Source organism: Achromobacter pestifer (assembly GCF_013267355.1).
GTDB lineage: Bacteria > Pseudomonadota > Gammaproteobacteria > Burkholderiales > Burkholderiaceae_B > Achromobacter > Achromobacter pestifer_A.
Genome location: NZ_CP053985.1, coordinates 284,354 through 307,746, shown reverse-complemented (window position 1 = coordinate 307,746; position 23,393 = coordinate 284,354). Strand labels below are relative to the sequence as shown.

Below are 23,393 nucleotides of genomic sequence, written 5' to 3'. Positions count from 1 at the left end.
CCACATGGCGGGCAGACCTGGCCGCCGTTCGGTACAGCGGCCGGAGCGGGCGGGCGGACACAAAGCCGCCAAGCACCGTAAAATACCGCATCCCCTTGTTTTGTAGAGTGATTCTTGGACTCCCCCGACTGGCGGCTGTGCGTCGCCCCGATGATAGATGTGACCGACCGCCATTGCCGCTTTTTCCATCGGCTGCTGGCGCCGCGCGCACGCTTGTACACGGAAATGATCACCACCGGCGCGTTGCTGCACGGCAGTGTCGAGCGCCACCTGGACTTTGACGAAGCCGAGCATCCCGTGGCCCTGCAGCTTGGCGGCAGCGAGCCCGACGCGCTGGCGCATTCGGCCCGCCTGGGCAAAAAGTGGGGTTACGACGAGATCAACCTGAATTGCGGTTGCCCGTCGGAGCGGGTGCAGAAGGGCGCGTTCGGCGCTTGCCTGATGGCGGAGCCGGCCCTGGTGGCCGATTGCATGAAGGCCATGCAGGACGCCGTGGACATCCCGGTGACCGTCAAGCACCGGCTAGGCCTGGATTACGACGAATCCTATGAGTTTGTCCGTGACTTCGTCGGCAAGATCTACGACACGGGCTGCCGGGTGTTCATCGCCCATGCCCGCAACGCGGTGCTCAAGGGCCTGACGCCCAAGGACAACCGCGAGATTCCGCCCCTGCGCTATGACGTGGTGCGGCAATTGAAGCGCGACTTCCCGGATTGCACCTTCGTGCTCAATGGCGGTCTGGCGGACGCCGAGCAGTCCGTGTGCGCCGCGGGCGATTTCGATGGCGTCATGCTGGGCCGGGCCGCCTGGCACACGCCGCGGGTGCTGTCCGAAGTTTCCCTCCAACTGTGGCCGTCGCTGCGGCTGCCCAGCGATGCGCAGGTGGTGGACGCCATGATGGAATATGCGGGGCGGCAGGTCGCGCGAGGGGTGCCCTTGCGAGTGATGACACGGCCCATGTTGGGGCTGGTGAATGGCCAGTCCGGTGCGCGCCGCTGGCGCCGCATGCTGTCCGATCCGGCCCTGCTGGCCGCGAACAACCCTGAACTGATCTACGACGCCTGGCGCAGCCAGCGGCATGCGCCGGAAATGCGCGGCGCCGCGATCGAAGCGGCGCCGGCTGGGGTGTGAGGTGTGGCGAGGCCAGCCGAGGCTGGCCGTGGACTCAGGACTTGGCCGGTTCGGCGCTTTCCGTGGGCCAGTCGCGGATGTAGGCCTTCAGCATGTTGTTTTCGAACTGCTGGGCCGCCACGATGGCCTGGGCCATGTCGTAGAACGAAATGACGCCCATCAGGGTGGGGCCGTCCATGACCGGGATGTAGCGCGCGTGCTTTTCGAGCATCAGGCGTTGCACTTCGTCGGCGCTGGTGTTGGGCGACACGCTGACCGGGGCGTCGTCCATGATCGAGCGGATGGTGGTGTCGCCGGCGCCGCCATGCGCATGCATGTGGCGGATGATCTCGCGGAACGTGAGCATGCCGGTCAGCGTCCCGAACTCCATGATCACCAGCGAGCCTATGTCCTGCTCGCTCATTGTTTGGACGGCCTGGGACACAGGCATATCAGGCGACGCCGTATAGAGCGTATCGCCCTTGACGCGCAAAATCTCGCTGACCTTCAACATCGGTTCCTCCTGGGCGGAATACGCCCTAATGCTATTTGCTAATTCTTTTTCGCTTCCAGCTGCAGTACGGGAGCGATTCCATTTTCAGTATTTTGCGCTTCTCCGCAGACTTCTTCCAGCGTGGGCGCATTTTGCTGGGAAATCACGGCCGAGGCGACTCGCAATATTTCCGGGTCATTGCGGACCCTGGGCTGGCCGCGATCCAGCAGAAAATGGTCCACCACCGGCGCCATCGAGGTTTTGCGGGCGTCGCAGGTCAGAACCCAAAGGCCTTCGGGGCTGCGCGTCGCCAGCCCCATTTCAGCCAGCGTTTCCAGGACTCCGTTCAGTTCGTCCTGGTGCAGCCGCAATTGCGCGGCCAGGAGATTGGCGGGCAGTCCCGGCGGATTGGCCGTCTGCGCCTGGCGCAGCGCGCGCAGCGCGTCCACCGCGTCCACGAAGGGCGCGCCCGGATAGCGGTTGATTTCCCAGCGGCCCAGGCGGATCAGCGGCGCGCTGGATGCCAGGATGGCTCCCAGCAGCACGGCCAGCCACGACAGGTAGATCCAGAGCAGGAAGATCGGCAGGGTGGCGAATGCGCCGTAGATGACGGTGTAGGTGGGAAAACGCGTCAGGTAGTAGGCGAACGCCGACTTCATGATTTCCAGCACGATGGCCGTCACGCAGCCGCCAACCAGGGCATCGCGCCAGAGGACCTCGCGGTTGGGGACCATGACGAACAGCGCGGCGAAACCGAGAGCGGTCAGTACCAGCGGGATGAACGACACCGCGATGCTGACGGCCTCCGGCACGTCCCGCACCAGGCCCAGCGATTCGCGCGCCACGAACGAGGTCGCCCAAAGGCTGGCGCCGGCCACGACCGGTCCCAGCGTGATGATGGCCCAGTACACCAGCGCGCGCTGCCGCAGCGGGCGCTGGCGCGTCACGTGCCAGATGTCGTTGAACGCCTTGTCGATCGTCATGATCAGCAACAACGAGGTGATCAGCAGGAACACGCCGCCGATGGCGGTCAGGCGCGAAGCCTGGCGCGCGAACTGGTTCAGGTAGTCCATGATGTTGTCCGACACGGACGGCGGCATCAGGCTGTTGGTGAGGAAATCCTCGAGCGCGACGCGGAATTCCTGGAACACCGGAAAAGCGGTGAACAGCGACAGGACCACGGCCAGCATGGGTACGATGGCCAGGACGGTCGTGAAGGTGAGGCTGGATGCGACTTGCAGCAGTTTTTCTTCGCCGGCGCGTTCGGCGCTGAAGCGCATGACGCGTCCGGTCCTCGCGATCCATGAAGAGCGCGGGGTCGAATGCTCGGTGGCCGCCGGCGTGGTGGCGGCAGGCTCGGCGGGGCGATTCATCAGGCGATAATAGCAGCATGAACCCTGAACTCAACCCCCGTTTGCGCCTGTTGGCCTCGGTTTCGCTGTTCGCCCTGATCGTGCTTTGCGTCACCTGGGAAACCGTGGTGGCGCCGGTGCGGCCGGGCGGTTCCTGGATGCTGCTCAAGGCCCTGCCGCTGGCGTTTCCCCTGCGCGGCATCCTGCGCGGCAATCTCTATACCTACCAGTGGGCCTCGATGCTGTCGCTGCTCTACCTGATGGAGGGCGTGGTGCGGGCCATGTCGGATCCTGCGCCGCTGTCCGTGCTGATGGCCTGGGGCGAGATCCTGCTGTCGACCATTTTCTTCCTTAGCGCCATTTTCTACGTGCGGCCCGCCAAGCGGGCGGCCAGGAGGCAACGCGCATGAGCGCCCATACGCTACGCGATCTGCGCGTCGTCAATTCCTTTGCCGCCTTGCCGGGGGCGTTCTACACCCGGCTTGCGCCCCAGGCTTTGAATAATCCGCGTCTGCTGCATGGCAATGCGGAGGCGGCCGAACTGATCGGCCTGGACCCATCCGTCATGTCCACGCCCGAATTCCTGAGCGTGTTTTCCGGCGCCCAGCCGCTGCCGGGCGGCGACACGCTGGCGGCGGTCTACAGCGGCCATCAGTTCGGCGTCTGGGCCGGCCAGTTGGGCGACGGCCGCGCCCATCTATTGGGCGAGGTCGAGGGGCCGCGGGGCAATTGGGAACTGCAGCTCAAGGGCTCGGGCATGACGCCGTACTCGCGCATGGGCGACGGCCGCGCGGTGCTGCGCTCGTCGGTGCGCGAGTACCTGGCCAGCGAGGCCATGCACGGGCTGGGCGTGCCCACGACACGCGCGCTGGCGCTGGTGGTTTCCGACGATCCTGTCATGAGGGAAACCGTGGAGACTGCGGCCATCGTGACACGCATGTCCCCCAGTTTCGTGCGTTTCGGCTCTTTCGAGCATTGGTCGTCGCGCCGCCAGCCCGATATGCTGAAGACGCTGGCAGACTACGTCATAGACCGTTTTTACCCGGAATGCCGGGAGGCGGGGACGGGAGATCCCTCGAACGAGATGGCGCCCTATATCAACCTGTTGCGTGCCGTCACGCGGCGCACCGCGCTGCTGATGGCGGACTGGCAGGCGGTGGGTTTCTGCCACGGCGTGATGAATACCGACAATATGTCCATATTGGGGCTGACGCTGGACTATGGCCCCTACGGTTTCATGGATGGTTTCCGCCTGGGCCATATCTGTAATCACTCTGACTCGGAAGGGCGCTATTCCTGGAACCGCCAGCCGTCCGTGGCCCTCTGGAACCTTTATCGCCTGGGCGGCAGCCTGCACGCGCTGGTGCAGGACGTGGAAGGCCTGCGGGCCGTTCTGGACGAATTCGAGCCGGTTTTCACGCGGGCTTTCCATGACCGCATGGGCGCCAAACTGGGTTTGGCCGCATGGCGGCCGGCCGACGAAGCGCTGCTGGACGACCTGCTCAAGCTGATGGACGCCAATCAGGCTGACTTTACCCTGACCTGGCGGCGCCTTGCCGACGCCTTGTCGGGCCAGCGCAGCGCGTTCGAAGACCTGTTCATCGACCGGCCGGCGGCGGGGGCCTGGCTGGATCGGCTGGTGGAGCGGCATGCGCAGGACGGACGGCCGGTGCAGGATGTCACCGCGGGCATGAATCGCGTCAATCCGCTCTATGTGCTGCGCAATCACCTGGCGGAAGAGGCGATCCGGGCGGCCAAAACGGGCGATGTCGGCGAGATCGACACCTTGATGAAGCTGTTGCGCAATCCCTACGAGGCCCAGCCGGGGCACGAGCGCCATGCGGCATTGCCGCCGGATTGGGCGGGCAGCCTGGAAGTCAGTTGCTCGTCTTGATATTGGCCGCCAGCCGTACAAACCGGAGAGAGGCGAAAGTGATTTTCCCGGGATTTACGGGAAAATAACCATTTGGACAAGGAATATCGCAGTTTTTTTCACTGCAATCATTCGTTTCCATTGTAAAAGACGTAAGATTGTCGCCAACGGAATACCCGGGACCCTGCGTCCGCGGGGCATTTGTCGATAATCTTCAAAATAAAGCACTCTAAATATGGCTGGCGCAGATGGTTTGCTGTGTATCGGTCTGCTTGAGGATGACGCCGATTTCCGGGAGGAGTTGGCGTTAGGCTTGGGTGGCTATGGTTTCCGGGTGGCGTTTGCCTGTGATAATGCCGCGGCGTTTTATCGCCGGTTGCAGGAGCAACCCTGCGATATCGTCATTCTTGACGCCCACCTGCCCGGAGAAGACGGTTTCTCCGTGGCGACCCGCCTGCGCGCCCTCAGTCCGGTCGGTATCGTCATGCTGACTGGCCGCAGCGCGCTGGAAGACCGGGTGCGTGGCCTGGAGGGCGGCGCCGATGTCTATATGACCAAGCCCGTGGATCTGCTGGAACTAAGTTCCGTCATCCGCAGCCTGGCTCGCCGGATGCGTCTGGCCAAGGCGCCGCGTCCCGTGGATGCGGAAACGCGCGCCGCCGCGGATACGTCTTGGTCCCTGCAGGACGGCGGGTGGATTCTAGTTGCGCCCGACGGCGCTTCGCTGCACCTCAGCGCCCAGGAGCGCACCTTTCTGGTCGCCCTGATGGATGCCGCTGGCAGCGCGGTCAGCCGCCAGGTCCTGGCGGAGTTATTCCTGCCGGACAGCCCGGGCGGTTTTGAATTGCGCCGTATCGATGTGCTGGTCAGCCGTTTGCGCGCCAAGGCGCAAAGCGCGGGCCTGAAGCTGCCCGTGCTGTCGGTGCGCGGCCAGGGTTACGTGTTCGCGGCCTGAACACGCCCGCGGCGGTCAAGCCGCCGGAGCGCTTGCCGGTAGGGTGACGACGAAGCGCGTGCCTACGCCCACTTCGCTTTCCATGGTCAGTGAGCCGCCCTGGTTCTGGCAGATGCGCCGGGCCAGATAGAGGCCGATGCCCATGCCTTGCGTCTCCCGGTGCGCCGAGCGCCGGAAATGCGGTTCGAAGATTCTGGTTTGCTCCTCCACGCCGATGCCCGGACCGCGGTCGGTGACCGCCACCCAAGCCATCGGAATGGCCCCCACTCGGGTTTCGCCGGTCTCTATGCGGACAGGCTCATTCGCCGGTGAATATTTGATGGCGTTGTGGATCAGGTTGCGCACCACCACGCTGGTCAGGGGGCGGTCGCAATAGACCGGCAGGGATGCGCCGGCTTGCAGCATCAGCGCATGCGCCGTATCGGGCTGCATCGCCGTGACCACATCGCGCACCAGGTCCGCCATGTCGGTTTGTTCGCCGCGAGGCGTCCATGCCTGCTCGCCCAGCCTGTCCTGACTCAGCAGCTGATCCATGAGTTCGGTCATCCGGGTGACCGAGCGATGAATGCGCGCCAGGCGGTTGTCCACGGCCTCGCCGCTCTCGGCAAGTATCATGTCCAAGGACTGGGCTGCCGCGCTGACGGTGGCTAGCGGCGCGCGCAATTCGTGCGAGATCAGCGCATTCATCTGGCGCTGCGTGTCGAGCGCGCCGGCCAGTTCCGCTAGCCTCAGCTCGCCTTGGGCAAGGTGTTCCGCATCGGTGTGCTCGTGGCCTGCGCTTTTCGATCCCTGCTGCGGGCGGCCGTGTTGATCGGTTGCAAGCAAGGTCAAGGCGCTCGACACCAGCAGCAGTCGCGCCAGCTCGACGATCGCGCCGGCTCCGCTCTGGGGTAACCAGGCGTCGTGCCCAAGCAACCAGGCCGAGACGCTGTATGCGCCAGCCAAGGCCAGCGAGGCCGCGCGTGCCGGTGTCCTGCCTGCGGCGCGGATCAGGAACCAGATGGCCAGCGGCAGGCTGGCGATGGCGCAGGCGCCGGCGATCGTGGCGGACGCGATGCCGTTGCCTGGGTCGTAGGCGATGATCAGCGCCAGTATCGACACTATCGCCAACGCCGCGCTGGCCCAGCGGCAGGCCGTCGCCAGCTTGGTGGCGCACGCTGCCGCAAGAATGGGCGTGGTGAGCGCCAGCAAGGCCGCATAGGAACCGGCTTGCAGCGATGCGGGGGGTAGCAGTGTGGGCATGGAGCGGAACACGCCTTCGAGCAGCATGAAAGCCAGACCCGCGCCGTAAATGGCATTGCGGGTGGCCGCCCACGCGACGGCACAGGCCACGCCGCAGGCGGTGGCGACACCGGCTGTCAGGCCCAGATGCAGGTCTTCATAGGAAGCGCCCGGGCTGTACGCCAGGGCGGCGCCGGGACCGAGCAGGGCGCACAACAACAGCCCCAGGCGGGGCAGCATGGTTTGCCGAACCGCGGAGGCGTCACCAGTGCGGCGCGGGTGCAAAGGCCTGCGGACGCGCAAAAGCCAACAGATGCGAAGCAGCATGCCTTCCGTCAACTGGAAACCCATGGATGATCAGGAGCGAGGTCGTGCGTCTGGGCGGAGTTTACGACAGGCCCGCGCATGGCGTGGACGCCGAGGCCCGCCAGGACGTTCTGCGTGGCGATGTCAGGCACGTCTTCGGCATAGACCGCGATATCCAGCGCCGAGGCTGTGGCCACCGCTGTGGCCGCGAGGTGCTGGCTGCCCGGGCTGTGGAGCAGCCCGGTGATGAAGCCGCCACAGAGCTTCAGGTACGACAAGGGGAACTCGTGCAGATGCTCGATGGCGCCGAACTGGTACGACAGCCGGCTCACGCCGACTCGGGCGCCGGCGGCCACGATGATATCGCAAAGCGGGTGCAGGTCCGCCCCTTGCACGGCCAGGGCCGCCGCGTCGATTTCCACGATCAGGCGCGCGCTCAGGGCGGGGCGGTCGGCCAGCATGCGTTGCAGCCTGGACTGGAACGAAGGCTGGGCGATCGATGCCAGTGAAATCGCCACCGCCAGCGCGCCGGGGCGCGCGAACAGCCAGTCCAGCCCCAGGCGGATGGCTTGTATGTCGCATTCGGCGGAGAGGCCGAGACGGACGGCGGGGGGCATGAAGATCGAGGCCGGCACGGGGTCGGCGCCGCTGGTGTCATGCAGGGTCAGGCTGGCTTCCTGGTGCAGCAGGGCGCCGGAAAGGTCGTGCAGGGGCTGCACGGACAAGGAGAACCTATGCTGTTCGAGCGCCGTAACCAGCGCGTCGTGCCAGCTGTACTCGCCGATGCGCGTGCTGTCCGGCGCGCGGCTGGCCGGCGCGATCTGGTCGTCGTCGGCGCTTTCGGCGCACATCAGGGCGTGGTCCAGCCGCGCCAGCGTATCGCTCATGCCATCTCCTGGCGCGTAGGAGGCCAGCGCCAGGGCCCAGCGGCAGGACTCGTGCTTGTCCATGGGTACCCGCAGCGAGCGCAGTTCGCGCCGCACCCGCTCGGCCAGCAGGCTGGCTTGCGGCGCCGAGGTGCGTGGCAGCAGCAGCGCAAAGTCCGAACCGCTGATGCGCGCGAGCATGGCTGCCGGGCCGCCGAATTCAGCCACCAGCTTGCGCAGCCGGTCGGAGGATGAGCGCAGCCACTGGTCCGTGAAGGCGCGCGAGAGGTGCCGGTTGATTTGCGCCAGATCGCGTTGGCGGAACATCAGCAGATGGCCGCCTGCTTCGGGATCCTTGTCCGCCAGCGCCTGCCTGAACTGATCGACAAAGTACTTGCGGTTGTGCAGTCGGGTAATGGGATCCTTGTAGATCTCGCTCTGAAGCGATTCGATCCGGGCATTCTGTTCCTGCACGGTGGCGGCGACCATGCGTTGCGCATCCACCAGCGCCTGATCGACGCCCGCCAGTTCGCACGTGCCGTTCAATGTCTTGCGGTTGCCCGGGGCCAGCGCACGCACGCGTTCGCAGATGTCGCGCGAGGTGCGCGCTTCTATCCGCCGCGCCAGGTTCAGGGAGAACAGGATCCACAGCAGACCTGCGGCCAGCACCAGCCCCAGAACTCGCACGCCGCCTTGCCACAGGGTGTCGCGGGCAGTCCGCGAATCCGCCTGCACGGTAACGGCGCCTCGCGAGCTGCCGTCCGGAGCCGTGTAAGGCCGCGACACGGCGGGCGCTTCCATGTTCAGCCAGGTGTCGCGCCAATCGTGTTCACGGGGCTGAAGGTCAGTGTGCTGCGTTCGGCGCTCGATGGCGGGGATGCCGTTTTCGGTGGTGATGCGCACCAGCGCGTAACCGCCTTGCGCGTACAGTTCATCCGCCAGCGCGGCCAGCTCGCTGGGGCCGCCGGCGGCATGCGACAGCGCCCAGGCGAGCGCGTTGGCGCCGTCGTCGCTTCGTTGCGCCAACTGCGAGGTCAGATAGCGGTGCGCGGCCAGCATTCCCACGGCCTGCGCGCCCAGCAGAACGAGGCCGATCAGGAGAGCGGTGAAGAAAAGTAGCCGGCGGAATGTGGACATGTATTTGGAGGTTCCCTTCCTGGCCGCTGCGCGGCCTGAACTGAGGACTGCCAGGTGTCCGGTTGGAGTGGCGTCGGATCTCGATCAGCGCTGGAAGGCCTGGATAAGGGTGTGATACGAATCACTAATACATCAGTGGTACAGCAATTCTACATGTCACAGAACGTGCCGAATATTACTAAATTCATGCCATACGGGGTCAAGCTGTGCAATTATTTCGATGCTGTCCGATTTTGAATGACAACTATCGAGACACGGTGTATTAATTTTTCGGGTGTAGCTGTCGTAAGTAGTAGGGCGAGCATGGCGCAAAGGGTCGGCTCTAGCCTTTCGTGGCCATCCAGCCCCTCCGCGAGCAACCAGAGTAATCGTAGGAATACAGGGAAAAGAGGTGCGTTGCCTCTGAAGTGTGGCGTTTTTTGCGAAAATAATGCATATCTTAAAAAATGTTACAGTCCTTGGGTTCCCCGTCGAACCGCAACGCCAGGGGCTTATGGATAGGGGGCTTCGTGCGTGAGAGTTATCTGCTCGCACTGTGCCTGACGCTAGCGGGCGCACTTGTAGCGATGTGCTGGGTCTTCGTGCGCAGGGAACGCCTGTTGCGTCAACGCCTGACGCGCGATGAACTGACCGGTGTCCTGAGCCAACAGGAATTGCACCGGCGCGTCCGTGCCTGGCTCAACCAGGCCGAGGGCCATTCGCGCCGCGGCGCTTTTTTCCTGGTGAGCTTCGAGCAATATGCCGAGATCAGCGCCATGTTGCGCGCGGGCGAAGACCAAGCCCTGCTGGTACAGGTGGCCAACCGCCTGGGCCTGATCTGCCGGTCCATGGGCGGCATGGTGGCGCGCACCGGGGCGGATGCGTTCACGGTCTGCGCACCCGATGTGGACGAAGCGGGGGCGGCGCAAGTGTCGGCCAAGCTGCTGGAAGCCCTGAGCGCACCTTACGAGTTGGGGGGGCGTCCGCTGATGGCCATGTTCCGCGTCGGCGCGGCCTTGTATCCCGAGCATGGCCGCAGCGTGGAAGAGCTGCAGCGCTGTGTGCAAGTGGCTCTGCTGCCGCTGAAGGAGCGCGGCGGGCCGGGCTGGAATCTGTTCGATTTCCGCATGCTGGCGCGCCAGCGCGACCAGCAGGGCCTGGAAAACGACCTGCGGCTGGCGTTGACCACGCCGGCCATGGAGCAGTTCGAACTGTATTACCAGCCGGTCTGCGACAGCGGCACGGGCATGGTGCAGGGATGCGAGGCGCTGCTGCGCTGGCATCATCCCGTGCTCGGCAGCGTATCGCCGGCCGTGACTATCGAACTGGCTGAGCGCAGCGGCCTGATCGTGCCGCTGGGAGCCTGGATCCTCGAGCGGGCATGTACGCAGGCGGCGCTGTGGCCGGCGACTTGGCGCGTGCATGTGAACCTCTCGGTCAAGCAGATGAACGAGGACGGCCTGGTCGAACTCGTGTCGAATGCGTTGGCGGTCGCGAATCTGGCGCCACGCAAGCTGGTGCTGGAGATCACGGAATCCCTCTTCATCCTGCACTATGAACGGCATGTGAAGATCCTGAACACGCTGCGGGCGATGGGCATCGGCGTGGCGTTGGACGATTTCGGCTGCGGCTATTCCAGCCTGAACCACCTGCGCTGCCTGCCCATCGACTGGGTCAAGATCGACCGCAGCTTCATCTCCGCGCTGGAATCCGACGCCGGCAGCCGCGAGGTGGTCTCGGCGCTGTTCGGCCTGTGCCAGGCGATGCATCTGCCGGTGGTGGCTGAAGGCGTCGAAACCGAAGGCCAGCGCGAGATCCTGAAGTCCCTGGGATGCCGGGTGATGCAGGGTTTCCTGTTGGGACGGCCTGCGCCGGCGTCCGAAATCCAGGCTTTGGCTTCGGCGGTGTCATAATCGGGGTTGCTTGCAAACCCGACCTGTTGACTCCCTATGCCCGGCAATACCCTAGGTACCCTCTTTACCGTCACCAATTTCGGCGAATCCCACGGGCCGGCCATCGGTTGCATCGTGGATGGCTGTCCTCCGGGGCTGCCACTGGATGTCTCCGACATCCAGCTCGAACTGGACCGTCGCCGCCCTGGCACATCCCGCCACGTCACGCAGCGCCAGGAAGCCGATCAGGTGGAAATCCTGTCGGGCGTATACGAGGGAGTGACGACGGGCACGCCTATCGGCCTGCTCATTCGCAACACCGATGCGCGCAGCAAGGACTACTCCAATATTGCGGACACCTTCCGTCCGGGCCATGCCGACTACGCGTACTGGCGCAAGTTCGGCGTGCGCGACCCGCGCGGGGGCGGCCGTTCCTCGGCGCGTCTGACGGCGCCGACCGTCGCGGCGGGCGCCATCGCCAAGAAATGGCTGGCCGAGCAGTACGGCGTCAAGGTGCGCGGCTACATGAGCCAGCTTGGCCCCGTCGCCATCCCCTTCGTTTCCTGGGACGACGTTCCCAATAATCCGTTCTACGCGCCCAACGCAGCGGTCGTGCCGGAACTGGAAGCCTACATGGACCAGTTGCGCCGCGACGGCGACTCCGTGGGCGCCCGTATCGAGGTCGTGGCCGAGAACCTGCCTGCGGGCTGGGGCGAACCGATCTACGATCGCCTGGACGCCGACATCGCACACGTGATGATGGGCCTGAATGCCGTGAAGGGCGTTTCGATCGGCGCGGGCTTCGACAGCATCGCGCAGCGCGGCTCGGAGCACGGCGATGAAATCACGCCGGATGGTTTCCTGACCAATAACGCAGGCGGGGTATTGGGCGGCATTTCCACCGGCCAACCGGTCACCGTGTCGCTGGCCATCAAGCCGACCTCCAGCATCCGGGTCGAGCGCCGCTCCGTGAACCGCGCCAACGACCCGGTCATGGTGCAGACCCTGGGCCGCCATGATCCTTGCGTCGGCATCCGCGCCACGCCCATCGCCGAAGCGATGCTGGCGCTGGTCTTGATCGACCATGCCCTGCGCCACCGCGGCCAGTGTGGCGATCCGGCAGTCTGATACGCTGCCGTTCTTCGATTTACCTGAGAGGCCCGCCATGAACCGGAAACGTCATCTGCTGCGCAATGCGGGCGCGGCGCTCGCGCTGGCCGCCCTGGCGGGCTGCACCGGCATGAACACCACGCAATCCGGCGCCATCGGCGTCAACCGGACCCAGTACATGTCCAGCATGGTGCCTTCGCAGGCGCTGGAACAGGAAGCGACCCAGCAGTACGCCGACATACTCAAGCAGGCGCAGGCCAAGGGCCTGTTGGACCGCGATGCCCAGCAGGTGGCGCGGGTCCGCGCCATTTCCCAGCGCTTGATCGCTCAGGCGGGCGTCTTCCGCCCTGACGCCGCCAGCTGGAAATGGGAAGTGCATGTGCTGTCCAGCAACGAGATCAACGCCTGGTGCATGCCGGGCGGCAAGATAGCCGTCTACACGGGGCTGCTCGCCAAGATCAAGCCCTCGGATGATGAGCTGGCGGCGGTGCTGGGGCACGAGATTTCACATGCCTTGCGGGAACATGCGCGCGAGCGTGTATCCCAGCAGATGGCCACCAACCTGGGATTGTCCGTGCTGGCGATCGCCACGGGGTCGTCAGCTGCGTCCGATCTGGGCGAACAGTTCACCAGCGTCATGTTCACGCTGCCCAATAGCCGTACGCACGAAACCGAAGCCGATCGCATGGGCGTGGAGCTGGCGGCCAGGGCGGGCTACGACCCGCGCGCCGCCGTGACGCTGTGGCAGAAGATGGGCGCGGCCGACCAGGGCAGCGCCCCACCCGAAATCCTGTCGACCCACCCGTCGGCCGCATCGCGCATCAGCGATCTGCAGGCCGCTGCGCAGCAGGTGCTGCCGCTGTACGAACAGTCCAAGGGCAAAGCCTCCCGCTGAGGCCGCCGTGGCGGCTGCAGCGGACACGGCCACCTCGATTGTGGGCCACTTTGACCGGCCGCCCTGGTCGGTCAAGAAGGCCGGTCGCCTTGACCGGCCGCCTTATGCCGCGGCCGTCCTGACGCCGGGACCGCGCATGATGCCGATGCCCAGCTTGGCCAAGATGCGCTGCGTTTCGGCGTCCGGCACGTCTTCGGCATAGACCGCTATCTTCAGGCCGCGTGCGGTTTCCAACACCGAAGCCGTCAACTGCTGGCTGCCGGGGCTTTGGGACATGCCGCCGACGAAGCCGCCGCCCAATTTCACGTACGACAAGGGCAGGGTGTGCAGTTGCGCAATCGCGCCGAATTGCTGCGCCAGGCGGCGCACGCCGATATGCGCGCCAAACTCCGAGGCAACACGGGCCAGCGTGGCGATCTGTTCGTGGCACTCCACCAGGCCGTGCGCGTCGATTTCGAGGTACAAGCGGCGTGCCAAAGGCCGGTGCTCGGTCAGCAACAGGGCCAACTGTCGGAAGAACTTCTGGCCTCGCAACGAGGGCAAGGCCACCCGCACGGCGAGTTCACCGGGGTTGGCTGCCAGCCAATCCAGCCCCAGGCTCACGGCTTCCAGGTCGCAATCGGCCACCAGGTCCAGACGCACGGCAGGCGGAATGAACAGCGTGGCGGGGATCGGCACCTGGTCGGCGGCGGTGCGCAGCATCAGCATCGCCTCGGTACGGACGGTGCTGCCGTCGGTGGCTTGCAGGTTTTCCGTGGCCAATTCGAAGCGATGTTCTTCCAGGGCGGATTGAATTGCGTCCTTCCAGGCGCGTTCACCCGATTCCGAAGGCGACTGCATGTCGGTCGCGCCCGCGATCACGACCTGATCGTTGCCGGCGCTTTCCGCCCGCATCAGGCCGAAGTCCAGGCGCGCGAGCACCGGGCCGGCCTGGCTGCCGTGGCCGTAGTCGGTCATGGCCTGCGCCCAGCGGCACAAATGCCCTTCACCCACGGGAATGCGGGACGCGTGCAGGTCGGCGCGCACCTGCTCGGCGACCATCATGGCCTGGGGCGCCGCGCAGCCCGGCAGCAGCAAGGCGAAATCCGAGCCATTCAGGCGGGCCAGCAGCGGCGACGCCACATGCATGCTCTTGAGCGTGCCGCGGATGCGTTCGCAGACAGTGCGCAGCCATTGGTCGATAAACTCGCGCGGCATGTGGCGGTTCAGGTCGGCCAGGTCGCGCTGGCGGAATACCAGGACGTGGCCGCCGTCGATGCCGCGTCCGGTCGTGACGGTGGGGGTCTCCAGCGCGCGGCGGAATTCGTTGACGAAGTACTTGCGGTTCGGCAGGCCGGTGACCGGATCCTGGTTCAGTTCCAGCTCCAGCGATTCGATCTTGGCGTTCTGTTCCTCGACGCTGGCATGGATGCGCTCGCGGGTCTGGTTCAGGGCCTGCACTACGCCAGACAATTCAGGCACGCGTGCTTCGACCTGGGCCGTCGGGGATTCCTGGCCGATGCTGCGCACGTGGTCGCTGATTTCGCGCAGCAGGCGGTTCTTGATCCAGCCTACCAGCATGAAGGCGAACACCGCCCACAGAATGCCGGCGCCCACCACCAGGGCGATCATCTTGAGGCTGCTGCGCCACAGGGCTTCCCAGGCATAGGCGTCGTTGGCGATCAGCGTGACTTCGCCGATCTGGCGCCAGCCGTCGCTGACAGCGTGGCTGGCCGATTGCGTTGTCAGGGGCGCCAGCGCCTGGAACCAGGCGGGAACCGACGCCGCAGTGGCCGTGGATTTCCGTTCGATCAGAACCTTGCCTTCCGGATCGCTCAAGCGCACCAGCGAGAAGTGCCCGCCGTCGTACAGCGCCGATACCAGCAACTCCTGCACGACCGGGTCATTGTTCGCCGGCTGCGAGAGCGACAGCGCCAGCGATACGGCGGCATCGGTGCTCTGCACCTGTAGTTGGCCGGACAGGTACTCTCTGGCTGTATTCACGCTGAGCGCGAGCGTGCCCAGCAGGATGACGCCGATGGCGAGGGTAACGCTGAGCAACAACTGTCGAAGTATGGACATAGTCTTATTTCCGGACATCAGGGGCGCACGCCTTCCCGTTCCATGCGTTGAAGTAGATCACGCCAGCGGCTGAGACGGTCAACCGGCGCGGCGGGTTTGCCGTCCACATAAACGCCGTCGGCATTGAAACTGAATACCGGCGTCAGGTCGCGGCGCTGCGTGGCGGGCAAAATGGTCGAGATCAGGTTGTCCAGCACCAGCGGCACGGCATTGGGGGTTTCGTAGTAGCCCAGCACCATGTGGGCGATCTGGGTACTGCTGGCCGCTCCGCCGATGCGCGCGCGGACATAGATGAAGCGCAGCTTGTTGGCCGGCACGCCCAGCGCCAGCAGCGTGAAGTATTTGCCGATGACGTAGTCTTCACAATCGCCCGCGCCTCTGCCCAGCGATTCTAACGGCGTGGCCCAATAATCCGCCTGCTTCCAGATGGTGATGTCCTCGCCGGACATCAGGGAGCGATTCCAGAAGTCATTGGCCTGCGTCAGCGCGCCTCTTTCCTGGGCTGGGGCGGGGTTGCGCATCAATTGCAGCCATTCCGACACCGCCTTGGAGCCTTTTGCGCCATAGCGGCTGGCCGACAGGCTTTGCAGCCGGTCGGCATTGACTTCCAGGGCGGAACTTCCGCCCCAGCCGCAAGCCAGGCATAGCAAAGCCAATCGGCACAGATTCAGCGTGCGGCGGAAACGGCGGGACGATGGCATGAAACGGATTTTCACATTTTTCCGGGCATCTTAGATGCGCCTTGGGAAAAATGTCTCATCCGGAGGCGGGAAGACCCGTTGCGGATCTTCCCAGGAGCTATTGCTCAGGCATGATCGACGGTCAGCTTCCCTTTCTGCAGCAGGTCATTGATGATGGCCTGGTTGCTCAGGGATTGGCCGTAGGCATCGTGCGTGAGGTCCACGTTTTCCAGCACGATTTGCTGGTCCGCGCCCTGGGTGCCCAGCTTGCCCTGGGTGTTCACGTCGATGACCGTATGGTTGCCGTCCTTGCTGAACGCGAGGTAGTCGGTCAGGGTGCCGTCGTTCTCGCCGACCAGCAGTTCCTGCAGATCCAGGATATCGCCGCCGTCGGCCGGTCTCTGAATCGAGAAATCCATGACCCTATCCACTGCTGGGGCGTCTGTGGTGCCTTGGTCGTTGAGCGTCCATTTGAACGTGTCGCTGTTGTTGTCGTACCGGATGCCATTGCCGTCGCCATGCAGCAAGTCATTGCCCATGCCGCCGATCAGGACATCACTGCCAGCGTCGCCTTCCAGACAGTCATTACCTGTGCCGCCCGACAGGATGTCGTTGCCATAGCCGCCTTGCAGCTCGTCGTTGCCGCCTTGGCCGTAGAGGATGTCGTTGCCATTGCCGCCGTACATCGTGTCGAAGCGACCGCGCGTATCGCCATGTACCTCGAGGACCTCATGGTTTTCCGAGACGAACTTGTACAGATCTGCATCCGTCGGTGGCACGCCGTTCTTCAGAAACAAGAACTGCGTAAGCGCCCGCAGGCCGGACCCGTCGTGCAGACCTTCAGGTCTGGCGGGATTGCCGTTGATGCCCCAGGGCAGCTGATCTGTGTTGATCGCATCGCCAAACAGGATGTCCGAACCGTCGCCGCCGTAGAGCCTGTCGGTGTCCGGCGTAGCCAGTACATGGTCTGATCGGTCGCCGGCTTCAGCTTCCCGGTCCCGAGAGAGTTCCCAGTTAGCAGGTTTTGGGGGAGGAGGGGGGAGGCTCAGCACGCCTCCGTGGTCGCCCAGTATGACGTCATTGCCGTCGCCACCGTTCCAATCGTCCATGAGCCTGGACCGGTCGCCAGTGTCGTCGTCACCGACGATGAACTGATCTACATTCATTTTGAATGTTTGCTGATGGGAAATATCCAGGCCACCGTGGGAAACGCCGCCGCTATCTCTGATGCGAAATTCGAAGGACGACGAAGTATCGTTGTCGCCGGAGTTCACCGCACCGGGTTGGAACACCAATTTGCCGTTGGCCAGATCCTCTACGCTGATTTCTTGTCCTTGCACAATCGCTTTGCCATTCAGGAGCAGCGTACCGTGTTGAGGCAGAGAGTCGATGATCAATGACTTCATCGAATGGCCTTCCTCTGGATCAGAGAATGGGAAGTCATTCAGACTGAACGTATAACGGCCGCCAGCCATGACGTTGCCGGAGGCGTCTTGCGATATCGGGGCGTCGTTGACCGACAGAACTCCAATGTCCAAGGTGGACGAGGTCGTGACCGTGCCGTCCGTCACGGTATATGTGATCTGGGGTAGGTTTCCGTTCCAGTTTGCGTCCGGTGTGAACACATAGTTGCCGTCGGCTTTGACGAGAATTGAACCTACGCCTTCCATGTACGCAGTGATGCCGGCCGCGTATGTTGTGCCGTTGAGGGTGACGGTTGTGACAGTCAGCGCGTCGTTGTCGACATCGACCGCTCCGATGAGCACGTTGCCAGATGCCACATGGTCCTCCAACACCTGATTGCCGTGTGCCTGGAGGATAGGTGCGTCGTTGGCGCCCGTGATTTCGACTGTCAGGACAGCCGTGCTAGTACCACCCTCACCGTCGGAGACGGTGTACGTGATCGAACTGTAGATTTTTTCGCCGGCGCCGAGGTGTTGAAAGGCGGAGCCTGGGTCGAAACTGTAGGAACCATCGGCGTTCAGCGCGAACGTGCCGCCATGGGAGCCCCCGATGGCGGCGCCCACATTGGTTGCGTTGCCGTTGACTTGCGAGACAGTAAGCGCATCGCCGTCTGGATCCCTGTCGTTTGCCAATACGCCGTCCTGGGCACTGATGTCGAGGGTCGAGTCTTCGATGGCAGCGCCCGAGTCGCCAACCGCGACGGGCGCGGGATTGGCGATGGCCCAGTCGAACTTCTGCGAAGTTGTTGCGCCAGAGGGATCCGTGGCGGTGATGGTGATGTTGTAGACGCCGACACTGCCGCCTTGCGACGCCGAGGGATCGATGTCGCCGGTAATGATGCCGGTGTGCGGATCGATGCTCAGGCCGGGCGGCAAGCCGGTTGCGGTGTAGGTGAGCGTATCGCCCGCGTCCGGATCCGAGAAGTGGCCAGAGATGTCATAGCTCACATGGGTCTGGGCATCGAGGCTGGAGGTGCCAGAAATGGCGGTGGAGACCGGGCCGTCGTTGGCGCCGGTGATTTCTACCGTAAGGGTGGCCGTGCTTGTACCGCCCTCGCCGTCGGAGACGGTGTAAGTGATCGAGCTGTAGATTTTTTCGCCGGCGCCGAGGCGCTGGAATGCAGAGCCTGGGTCGAAGCTGTAGGAGCCATCGGCGTTCAGCGTGAACGTGCCTCCATGGGAGCCCGCGATGGCGGCGCCTACGTTGGCTGCGTTACCGTTGACTTGCGAGACGGTAAGCGCATCGCCGTCTGGATCCCTGTCGTTTGCCAGCACGCCGTTCTGAGCGCTGACGTCGAGGGGCGAGTCCTCGCTGGCAGCGCCCGAGTCGCCAACTGCGACGGGCGCGGGATTGGCGATGGCCCAGTCGAACTTCTGTGAAGTTGTCGCGCCAGAGGGATCCGTGGCGGTAATGGTGATGTTGTAGACGCCGAGACTGCCGCCTTGCGAGGCCGAGGGATCGATGTCGCCGGTGATGATGCCGGTGTGCGGATCGATGCTCAGGCCGGGCGGCAAGCCGGTCGCGGTGTAGGTGAGCGTGTCGCCCGCGTCCGGATCCGAGAAGTGGCCAGAGATGTCATAGCTCACATGGGTCTGGGCATCCAGGCTGGAGGTGTCGGAAATGGCGGTGGAGACCGGGCCGTCATTGGTGCCGGTGATCGTCACGACAGCGGTTGCCGTGGAGGTGGCGCCGCTGGGATCCGTGATGGTGTACGAAATGGTGCTGGTAGCGGTTTCGCCCGCCGCCAGGCGCGCAAACGCGTTTCCTGGCGTGAAGACATAGCTGCCGTCAGGCAGGACGGTGAACGTGCCGCCATTGCTGCCCGCGACCGCAATGCCACCCGAGGTCATGGGCCGGCTACCTACCGACGCTATCGTCAGGGGATCGCCGTCCGGGTCCATGTCGTTCGCGAGCAGGTTGCCGCGCACCTGGCCGTTTTGATTGCCTTGTCCTGCATCGTCCCGTGCAGCGGGCGCGTGGTTGACGCTGACTGCCGTGGGTACTTCGTCGTCGTCGGAGGCGGGGCCAATGCCGGACATGCGTGGCAAGACTGCGTCACCGCGAGCGGGATTCGAGTAGGCCAGGTCAAGCGGGCTGGTGGTTTCAAGAAGGCGGGTCAGGCGGACAAAGCTGCTGCCGCCACCGCCGCCACCGCCAGCCAGGACGGCGGCGGTGGGATCGAGTTCGTCGAACAGGTCGCGGCCGTCGCGCAGGGCGGCCAACAATCGGTCGGAGTCGGTGCCTGTGGGCGGCGCTACCGCTGCTTCGGACGCATCATCCAGCATGCCGGTCATTTCGCTGGTCAGCGCAACTTGGCGGCCCTCGCCGATGATAATGGGCGTGCCGTTTTCAACCTGAAGAGAAACCGTGGCGCCCGAGGCCGTGACGACATCGCTACCGGCGGGGACCTTGCTGCCCACGTGCAGTTCGGTCAGGGAGCCGTCGGTATGGCGCAGCCACGCGCGACCGGAGATTTCGTTGACGATTGCGGCAGAAGTGTTGGCCATGTCGGTCTCGTTTCAGAGTGTTGTCCAAGATGGCTTGATGCTAGATGGCGCTGCTGCCGCTCGATACTGGCAATACTGATAGTGCTAAGCATTTAGGTAGCGCAATGACGGAAAGTGCATCACGCCAAGAAGGCCATTGCGGACCCTGCTTGGGCTTACTGCTTAGCTGTGGTCAACGTTCAGCTTTCCCTTCTGCAGCAGGTCGTTGATGATGGCCTGGTTGTTCATGAACTGGCCGTAGGCATCGTGGGTGAGGTCGACGTTTTCTAGCACGATCTTCTGATCCGCGCCCTGGGTGCCAAGCTTGCCCTGGGTATTCACGTCGATGACCGTGTTATAGCCTTCCTTGCGGAAGTCCAGGTACTTGGTCAGTGTGCTGTCGCTTTCGCCGACCAGCAATTCCTGCAGATCCAGGATGTCGCCATCTTCGACAGGTTTCAGGATCGAGAAGTCCCGGATTGTATCCACTGCCGGGGCGGTGATTGTGCCCTGATCGTTGAATTCCCACTTGAACGTGTCGCTGTCGACGCTATACCCGCTGCCGTCCCGTCTATAGAAGTCAAAGCCATCACCGATCACGATGTCATTGCCCATGCCGCCAATCAGGACATCGCTTCCTCCGTTGCCTTCCAGAATGTCGTTGCCAGTGCCGCCCGACAGGATGTCTTGGCCACGGCCGCCTGAGAGCTCGTCGTTGCCGCCTTGGCCGTAGAGGATGTCATCGCCTTCATTGCCAGCAAGGAAGTCCTGTCCACCACGTGTATCGCCGTGCACGTCGAGCATGTCGTGGTTGTTCGAGATGAACCGGTAAAGATCGGCATCTGTAGGTGGCACGCCATTCTTGAGAAGCAAGAATTCCTTGAGCGCCCACAGACCAGATCCATCCAGCAGGCCCTCAGGCCTGGCCGGGTTGCCATCAACGCCCCAGGGCAGGAAGTCCGTGTTGATGGCGTCGCCGAAAAGAATGTCTGAACCGCCCCTGCCGAAGAGCTCGTCGTTGCTCAGCGGAGCCAGCACATGGTCCAAGCTGCTCTTTGCGTGGACCTCCAACTCGGAAGGGTCCGGCAAAAACAATCCGCTGAGAGAATGTGGTTCGGGAGGAGGAATTCCCAGTACGCCGCCTTTGTCGCCCAGTATTACGTCATTACCGTTGCCGCCCATCCAATAGTAGATGTTGTTATCCGGAGTGCTGTTGTCGCCGAAGTAGTTGTTGCCGGCGATAAGCTCGCCAGTACTCAGCTTGAACGTCTGCTGATGTGAGGTGTCCTGGCCGCCGTTGGCGGTGCCGCCGGTATCCTTGACACGGAATTCGAAGGACGAACCGTCGCTGCGGCGGAAGTTTTGGCCGTCGGGTTGAAACGTCAGTTTGCCGTTGGCCAGGTCTTCCAGGCTGATTTCACGTCCTGGCGCGATCGCTTCGCCGTTCAGGAGCAGCGTACCGAGTGAGGGGAGAGAATCTATGATCACCGACTTTAGCGAATGGCCCTCCTGCGGATCGGAGAACGGGAAGTCATTCAGGCCAAATACGTAGCGGTCGCCGGCTACCGCATTGTCGGGGTTGTCCCGCGACAGCGGCGCCTCGTTGACGGACAGGACGCCAATGTCCAAGGTGGATGACGTCGTGACAGAGCCATCCGTCACGGTATAGGTGACCTGCGGCACTGCGCCGTTCCAATCCGCGTCCGGCGTGAATGTATAGCTGCCGTCGGCATTGATGAGGATCGAGCCCACGCCCGCTATGTATGCCGTGTTGCCCGCGAGGTACTTCGCGCCGTCGACGGTGTATGTGACAACGCTCAGCGCATCGTTGTCGGCATCGGCCGCGCCGCTGAGCACGTTGCCAGAGGCCGAGTGGTCTTCCAGGACCTGGTCGGCATGGGGCAGGATTACCGGCGTCTGGTTGGTACCGGTAATTTCGACCGTGAGGGTCGCCGTGCTTGTACCTCCCTCGCCGTCGGAGACGGTGTAAGTGATCGAACTGTAGATTTTTTCGCCGGCGCCGAGGTATTGAAAGGCGGAGCCTGGGTCGAAACTGTAGGAGCCGTCCGCGTTCAGCGTGAACGTGCCGCCATGGGAGCCCGCGATGGCGGCGCCCACATTGGCTGCGTTGCCGTTGACTTGCGAGACGGTAAGCCCGTCGCCGTCTGGATCCCTGTCGTTTGCCAGCACGCCGTCTTGGGCGCTGACGTCAAGGGCTGAGTCGTCGCTGGCAGCACCCGAGTCGCCAACCGCGATGGGTGCGGGATTGGCGATGGCCCAGTCGAACTTCTGTGAAGTTGTCGCGCCAGAGGGATCCGTGGCGGTAATGGTGATGTTGTAGACGCCGAGACTGCCGCCTTGCGAGGCCGAGGGATCGATGTCGCCGGTAATGATGCCGGTGTGCGGATCGATGCTCAGGCCAGGCGGCAAGCCGGTTGCGGTGTAGATGAGCTTGTCGCTCGCGTCGGGGTCCGAGAAGCGGCCAGAGATGTCATAGCTCACATGGGTCTGGGCATCCAGGCTGGAGGTGTCTGAAATGGCGATGGAGACCGGGCCGTCGTTGGTGCCGGTGATCGTCACGACGGCGGTAGCCGTGGAGGTGGCGCCGCTGGGATCCATGATGGTGTACGAAATGGTGCTGACAGCGGTTTCGCCCGCGGCCAGGCGCTCAAAGGCGTTTCCCGGCGTGAAGACATAGCTGCCGTCCGGCAGGACAGTGAACGTGCCGCCATTGCTGCCCGCAACCGTAACGCCGTCCGAGGTCATGGCCCGGCCACCGACCGACGTTATCGCCAGTGGGTCGCCGTCTGGGTCCGCGTCGTTCGCGAGCAGGTTGCCCCGTACCAGGCTGTTTTGATCGCCGTGGCCCGCATCGTCCCGCGCGCCGGGCGCGTTGTTGACGCTGAGCGGTGTGGGCGCTTCTTCGTCGTCGCTGACGGAGCCAGTACTGGACATGCGAGGCAAGTCATCGTCGCCACGGTTGGGATTTGAGTAGCTCAGGTCAAGCGGGTTGGTGGTTTCCAGCAGGCGGGCCAGGCGGACGAAACTGCTGCCGCCAGCCCCACCGCCGCCGGCCATGGCAGCTGCGGTGGGGTCGAGCTCGTCGGACAAGTCGTGGCCGTCGCGCAGGACTGCCAACAAGCGTTCGGAATCGGTGCCCATGGGCGGAGCTACCGCGGCTTCGGATGAGTCGTCCAGAGTGCCGGTCATTTCGGCGGTCAGCGCGACCTCGCGGCTCTCGCCGATGATGATCGGCATGCCGTTTTCAATCTGAAGGGAAACCGTGCTGCCCGAGGCTGTGACGACGTCGCTGCCGACGGGTATCTTGCTGCCCTGATGGAGTTCGGTCAGGGACCCGTCGCCATGGCGCAGCCACGCGCGGCCGGAGATTTCGTTGACGATTGCGGGAGACGTATTGGCCATGTCGGTTCCCTTTTCAGGGCGTTATCCAAGGTGGCCAGATACTAGATGGCGTTGCCGGCGTTCGATACTGGCAACATTGATAGCGTCAAG

General features: G+C 63.9%; 15 protein-coding genes. 7 read left to right on the top strand and 8 right to left on the bottom strand.

All coding sequences use genetic code 11. The features are described 5' to 3' along the window. The first annotated feature begins 150 nt into the window (after positions 1–150). Entirely contained in the window at positions 151–1,131 is a 981-nt protein-coding gene (gene dusA / locus FOC84_RS01850; RefSeq protein WP_254242065.1) for a tRNA dihydrouridine(20/20a) synthase DusA, read from the top strand. A 34-nt stretch (positions 1,132–1,165) separates the two neighbouring features. Here dusA and FOC84_RS01845 read toward each other — a convergent pair whose 3' ends face one another. Together FOC84_RS01845 and FOC84_RS01840 are read right to left on the bottom strand one after the other, a co-directional pair. Continuing rightward, the gene (locus FOC84_RS01845) at positions 1,166–1,624 is read right to left on the bottom strand and encodes a CBS domain-containing protein (RefSeq protein WP_054458582.1); all 459 of its coding nucleotides are present in this window, start codon (positions 1,622–1,624) and stop codon (positions 1,166–1,168) included. Positions 1,625–1,662: 38 nt separating this feature from the next. After that, a complete protein-coding gene (locus FOC84_RS01840) occupies positions 1,663–2,976 on the bottom strand; it encodes a YihY family inner membrane protein (protein WP_173142930.1) in 1,314 nt (437 codons plus the stop codon). A gap of 17 nt (positions 2,977–2,993) precedes the next feature. Here FOC84_RS01840 and FOC84_RS01835 point away from each other — a divergent pair, with 17 nt between their 5' ends. The 3 genes from FOC84_RS01835 (at position 2,994) to FOC84_RS01825 (ending at position 5,783) form a co-directional block, all read left to right on the top strand. Next, on the top strand, positions 2,994–3,365 hold the full coding sequence (locus tag FOC84_RS01835) for a DUF2069 domain-containing protein (protein WP_173142929.1): 372 nt from the start codon (positions 2,994–2,996) through the stop codon (positions 3,363–3,365). Then, positions 3,362–4,849 (top strand): protein adenylyltransferase SelO, encoded by a 1,488-nt coding sequence (locus FOC84_RS01830; RefSeq protein ID WP_173142928.1) that lies wholly within the window; start codon positions 3,362–3,364, stop codon positions 4,847–4,849. Before FOC84_RS01835 ends, FOC84_RS01830 begins: the two co-directional genes overlap by 4 nt. Before the next feature lie 214 nt (positions 4,850–5,063). Next, on the top strand, positions 5,064–5,783 hold the full coding sequence (locus tag FOC84_RS01825; protein WP_173142927.1) for a response regulator transcription factor: 720 nt from the start codon (positions 5,064–5,066) through the stop codon (positions 5,781–5,783). Positions 5,784–5,798: 15 nt separating this feature from the next. On the opposite strand, the gene FOC84_RS01820 is transcribed toward FOC84_RS01825, so the two are convergent. Continuing rightward, positions 5,799–7,244, bottom strand: coding sequence for a sensor histidine kinase (locus FOC84_RS01820; protein WP_254241886.1), 1,446 nt, complete (start codon positions 7,242–7,244; stop codon positions 5,799–5,801). Between the two features lie 95 nt (positions 7,245–7,339). Further along, positions 7,340–9,313, bottom strand: a complete 1,974-nt coding sequence (locus FOC84_RS01815; RefSeq protein WP_173142926.1) for a bifunctional diguanylate cyclase/phosphodiesterase — start codon at positions 9,311–9,313, stop codon at positions 7,340–7,342. Between the two features lie 509 nt (positions 9,314–9,822). Between FOC84_RS01815 and FOC84_RS01810 the strand changes: the two genes are divergently transcribed. From FOC84_RS01810 to FOC84_RS01800, 3 genes are read left to right on the top strand one after another with little or no spacing between them, the layout of a single operon-like run. Then, complete coding sequence (locus tag FOC84_RS01810) at positions 9,823–11,205, top strand: putative bifunctional diguanylate cyclase/phosphodiesterase (protein ID WP_254241885.1); 1,383 nt, start codon at positions 9,823–9,825, stop codon at positions 11,203–11,205. 36 nt (positions 11,206–11,241) lie between these two features. Beyond that, positions 11,242–12,312, top strand: coding sequence for a chorismate synthase (gene aroC, locus FOC84_RS01805; protein ID WP_173142925.1), 1,071 nt, complete (start codon positions 11,242–11,244; stop codon positions 12,310–12,312). Positions 12,313–12,349: 37 nt separating this feature from the next. Beyond that, on the top strand, positions 12,350–13,189 hold the full coding sequence (locus FOC84_RS01800; protein ID WP_173142924.1) for a M48 family metallopeptidase: 840 nt from the start codon (positions 12,350–12,352) through the stop codon (positions 13,187–13,189). A gap of 102 nt (positions 13,190–13,291) precedes the next feature. On the opposite strand, the gene FOC84_RS01795 is transcribed toward FOC84_RS01800, so the two are convergent. From FOC84_RS01795 to FOC84_RS01780, 4 genes are all read right to left on the bottom strand, one after another. After that, positions 13,292–15,250 carry a bifunctional diguanylate cyclase/phosphodiesterase gene (locus tag FOC84_RS01795; protein ID WP_173142923.1) on the bottom strand — a complete coding sequence of 653 codons (1,959 nt, stop codon included), beginning with the start codon at positions 15,248–15,250 and terminating at the stop codon, positions 13,292–13,294. Between the two features lie 17 nt (positions 15,251–15,267). Further along, positions 15,268–15,951 carry a transglutaminase-like cysteine peptidase gene (locus FOC84_RS01790; RefSeq protein WP_173142922.1) on the bottom strand — a complete coding sequence of 228 codons (684 nt, stop codon included), beginning with the start codon at positions 15,949–15,951 and terminating at the stop codon, positions 15,268–15,270. A gap of 104 nt (positions 15,952–16,055) precedes the next feature. Beyond that, the gene (locus FOC84_RS01785; protein ID WP_173142921.1) at positions 16,056–19,901 is read right to left on the bottom strand and encodes a retention module-containing protein; all 3,846 of its coding nucleotides are present in this window, start codon (positions 19,899–19,901) and stop codon (positions 16,056–16,058) included. 162 nt (positions 19,902–20,063) lie between these two features. Next, positions 20,064–23,303: a retention module-containing protein gene (locus tag FOC84_RS01780; protein WP_173142920.1), complete on the bottom strand. Its 3,240-nt coding sequence runs from the start codon at positions 23,301–23,303 to the stop codon at positions 20,064–20,066. Positions 23,304–23,393 lie beyond the last annotated feature (90 nt).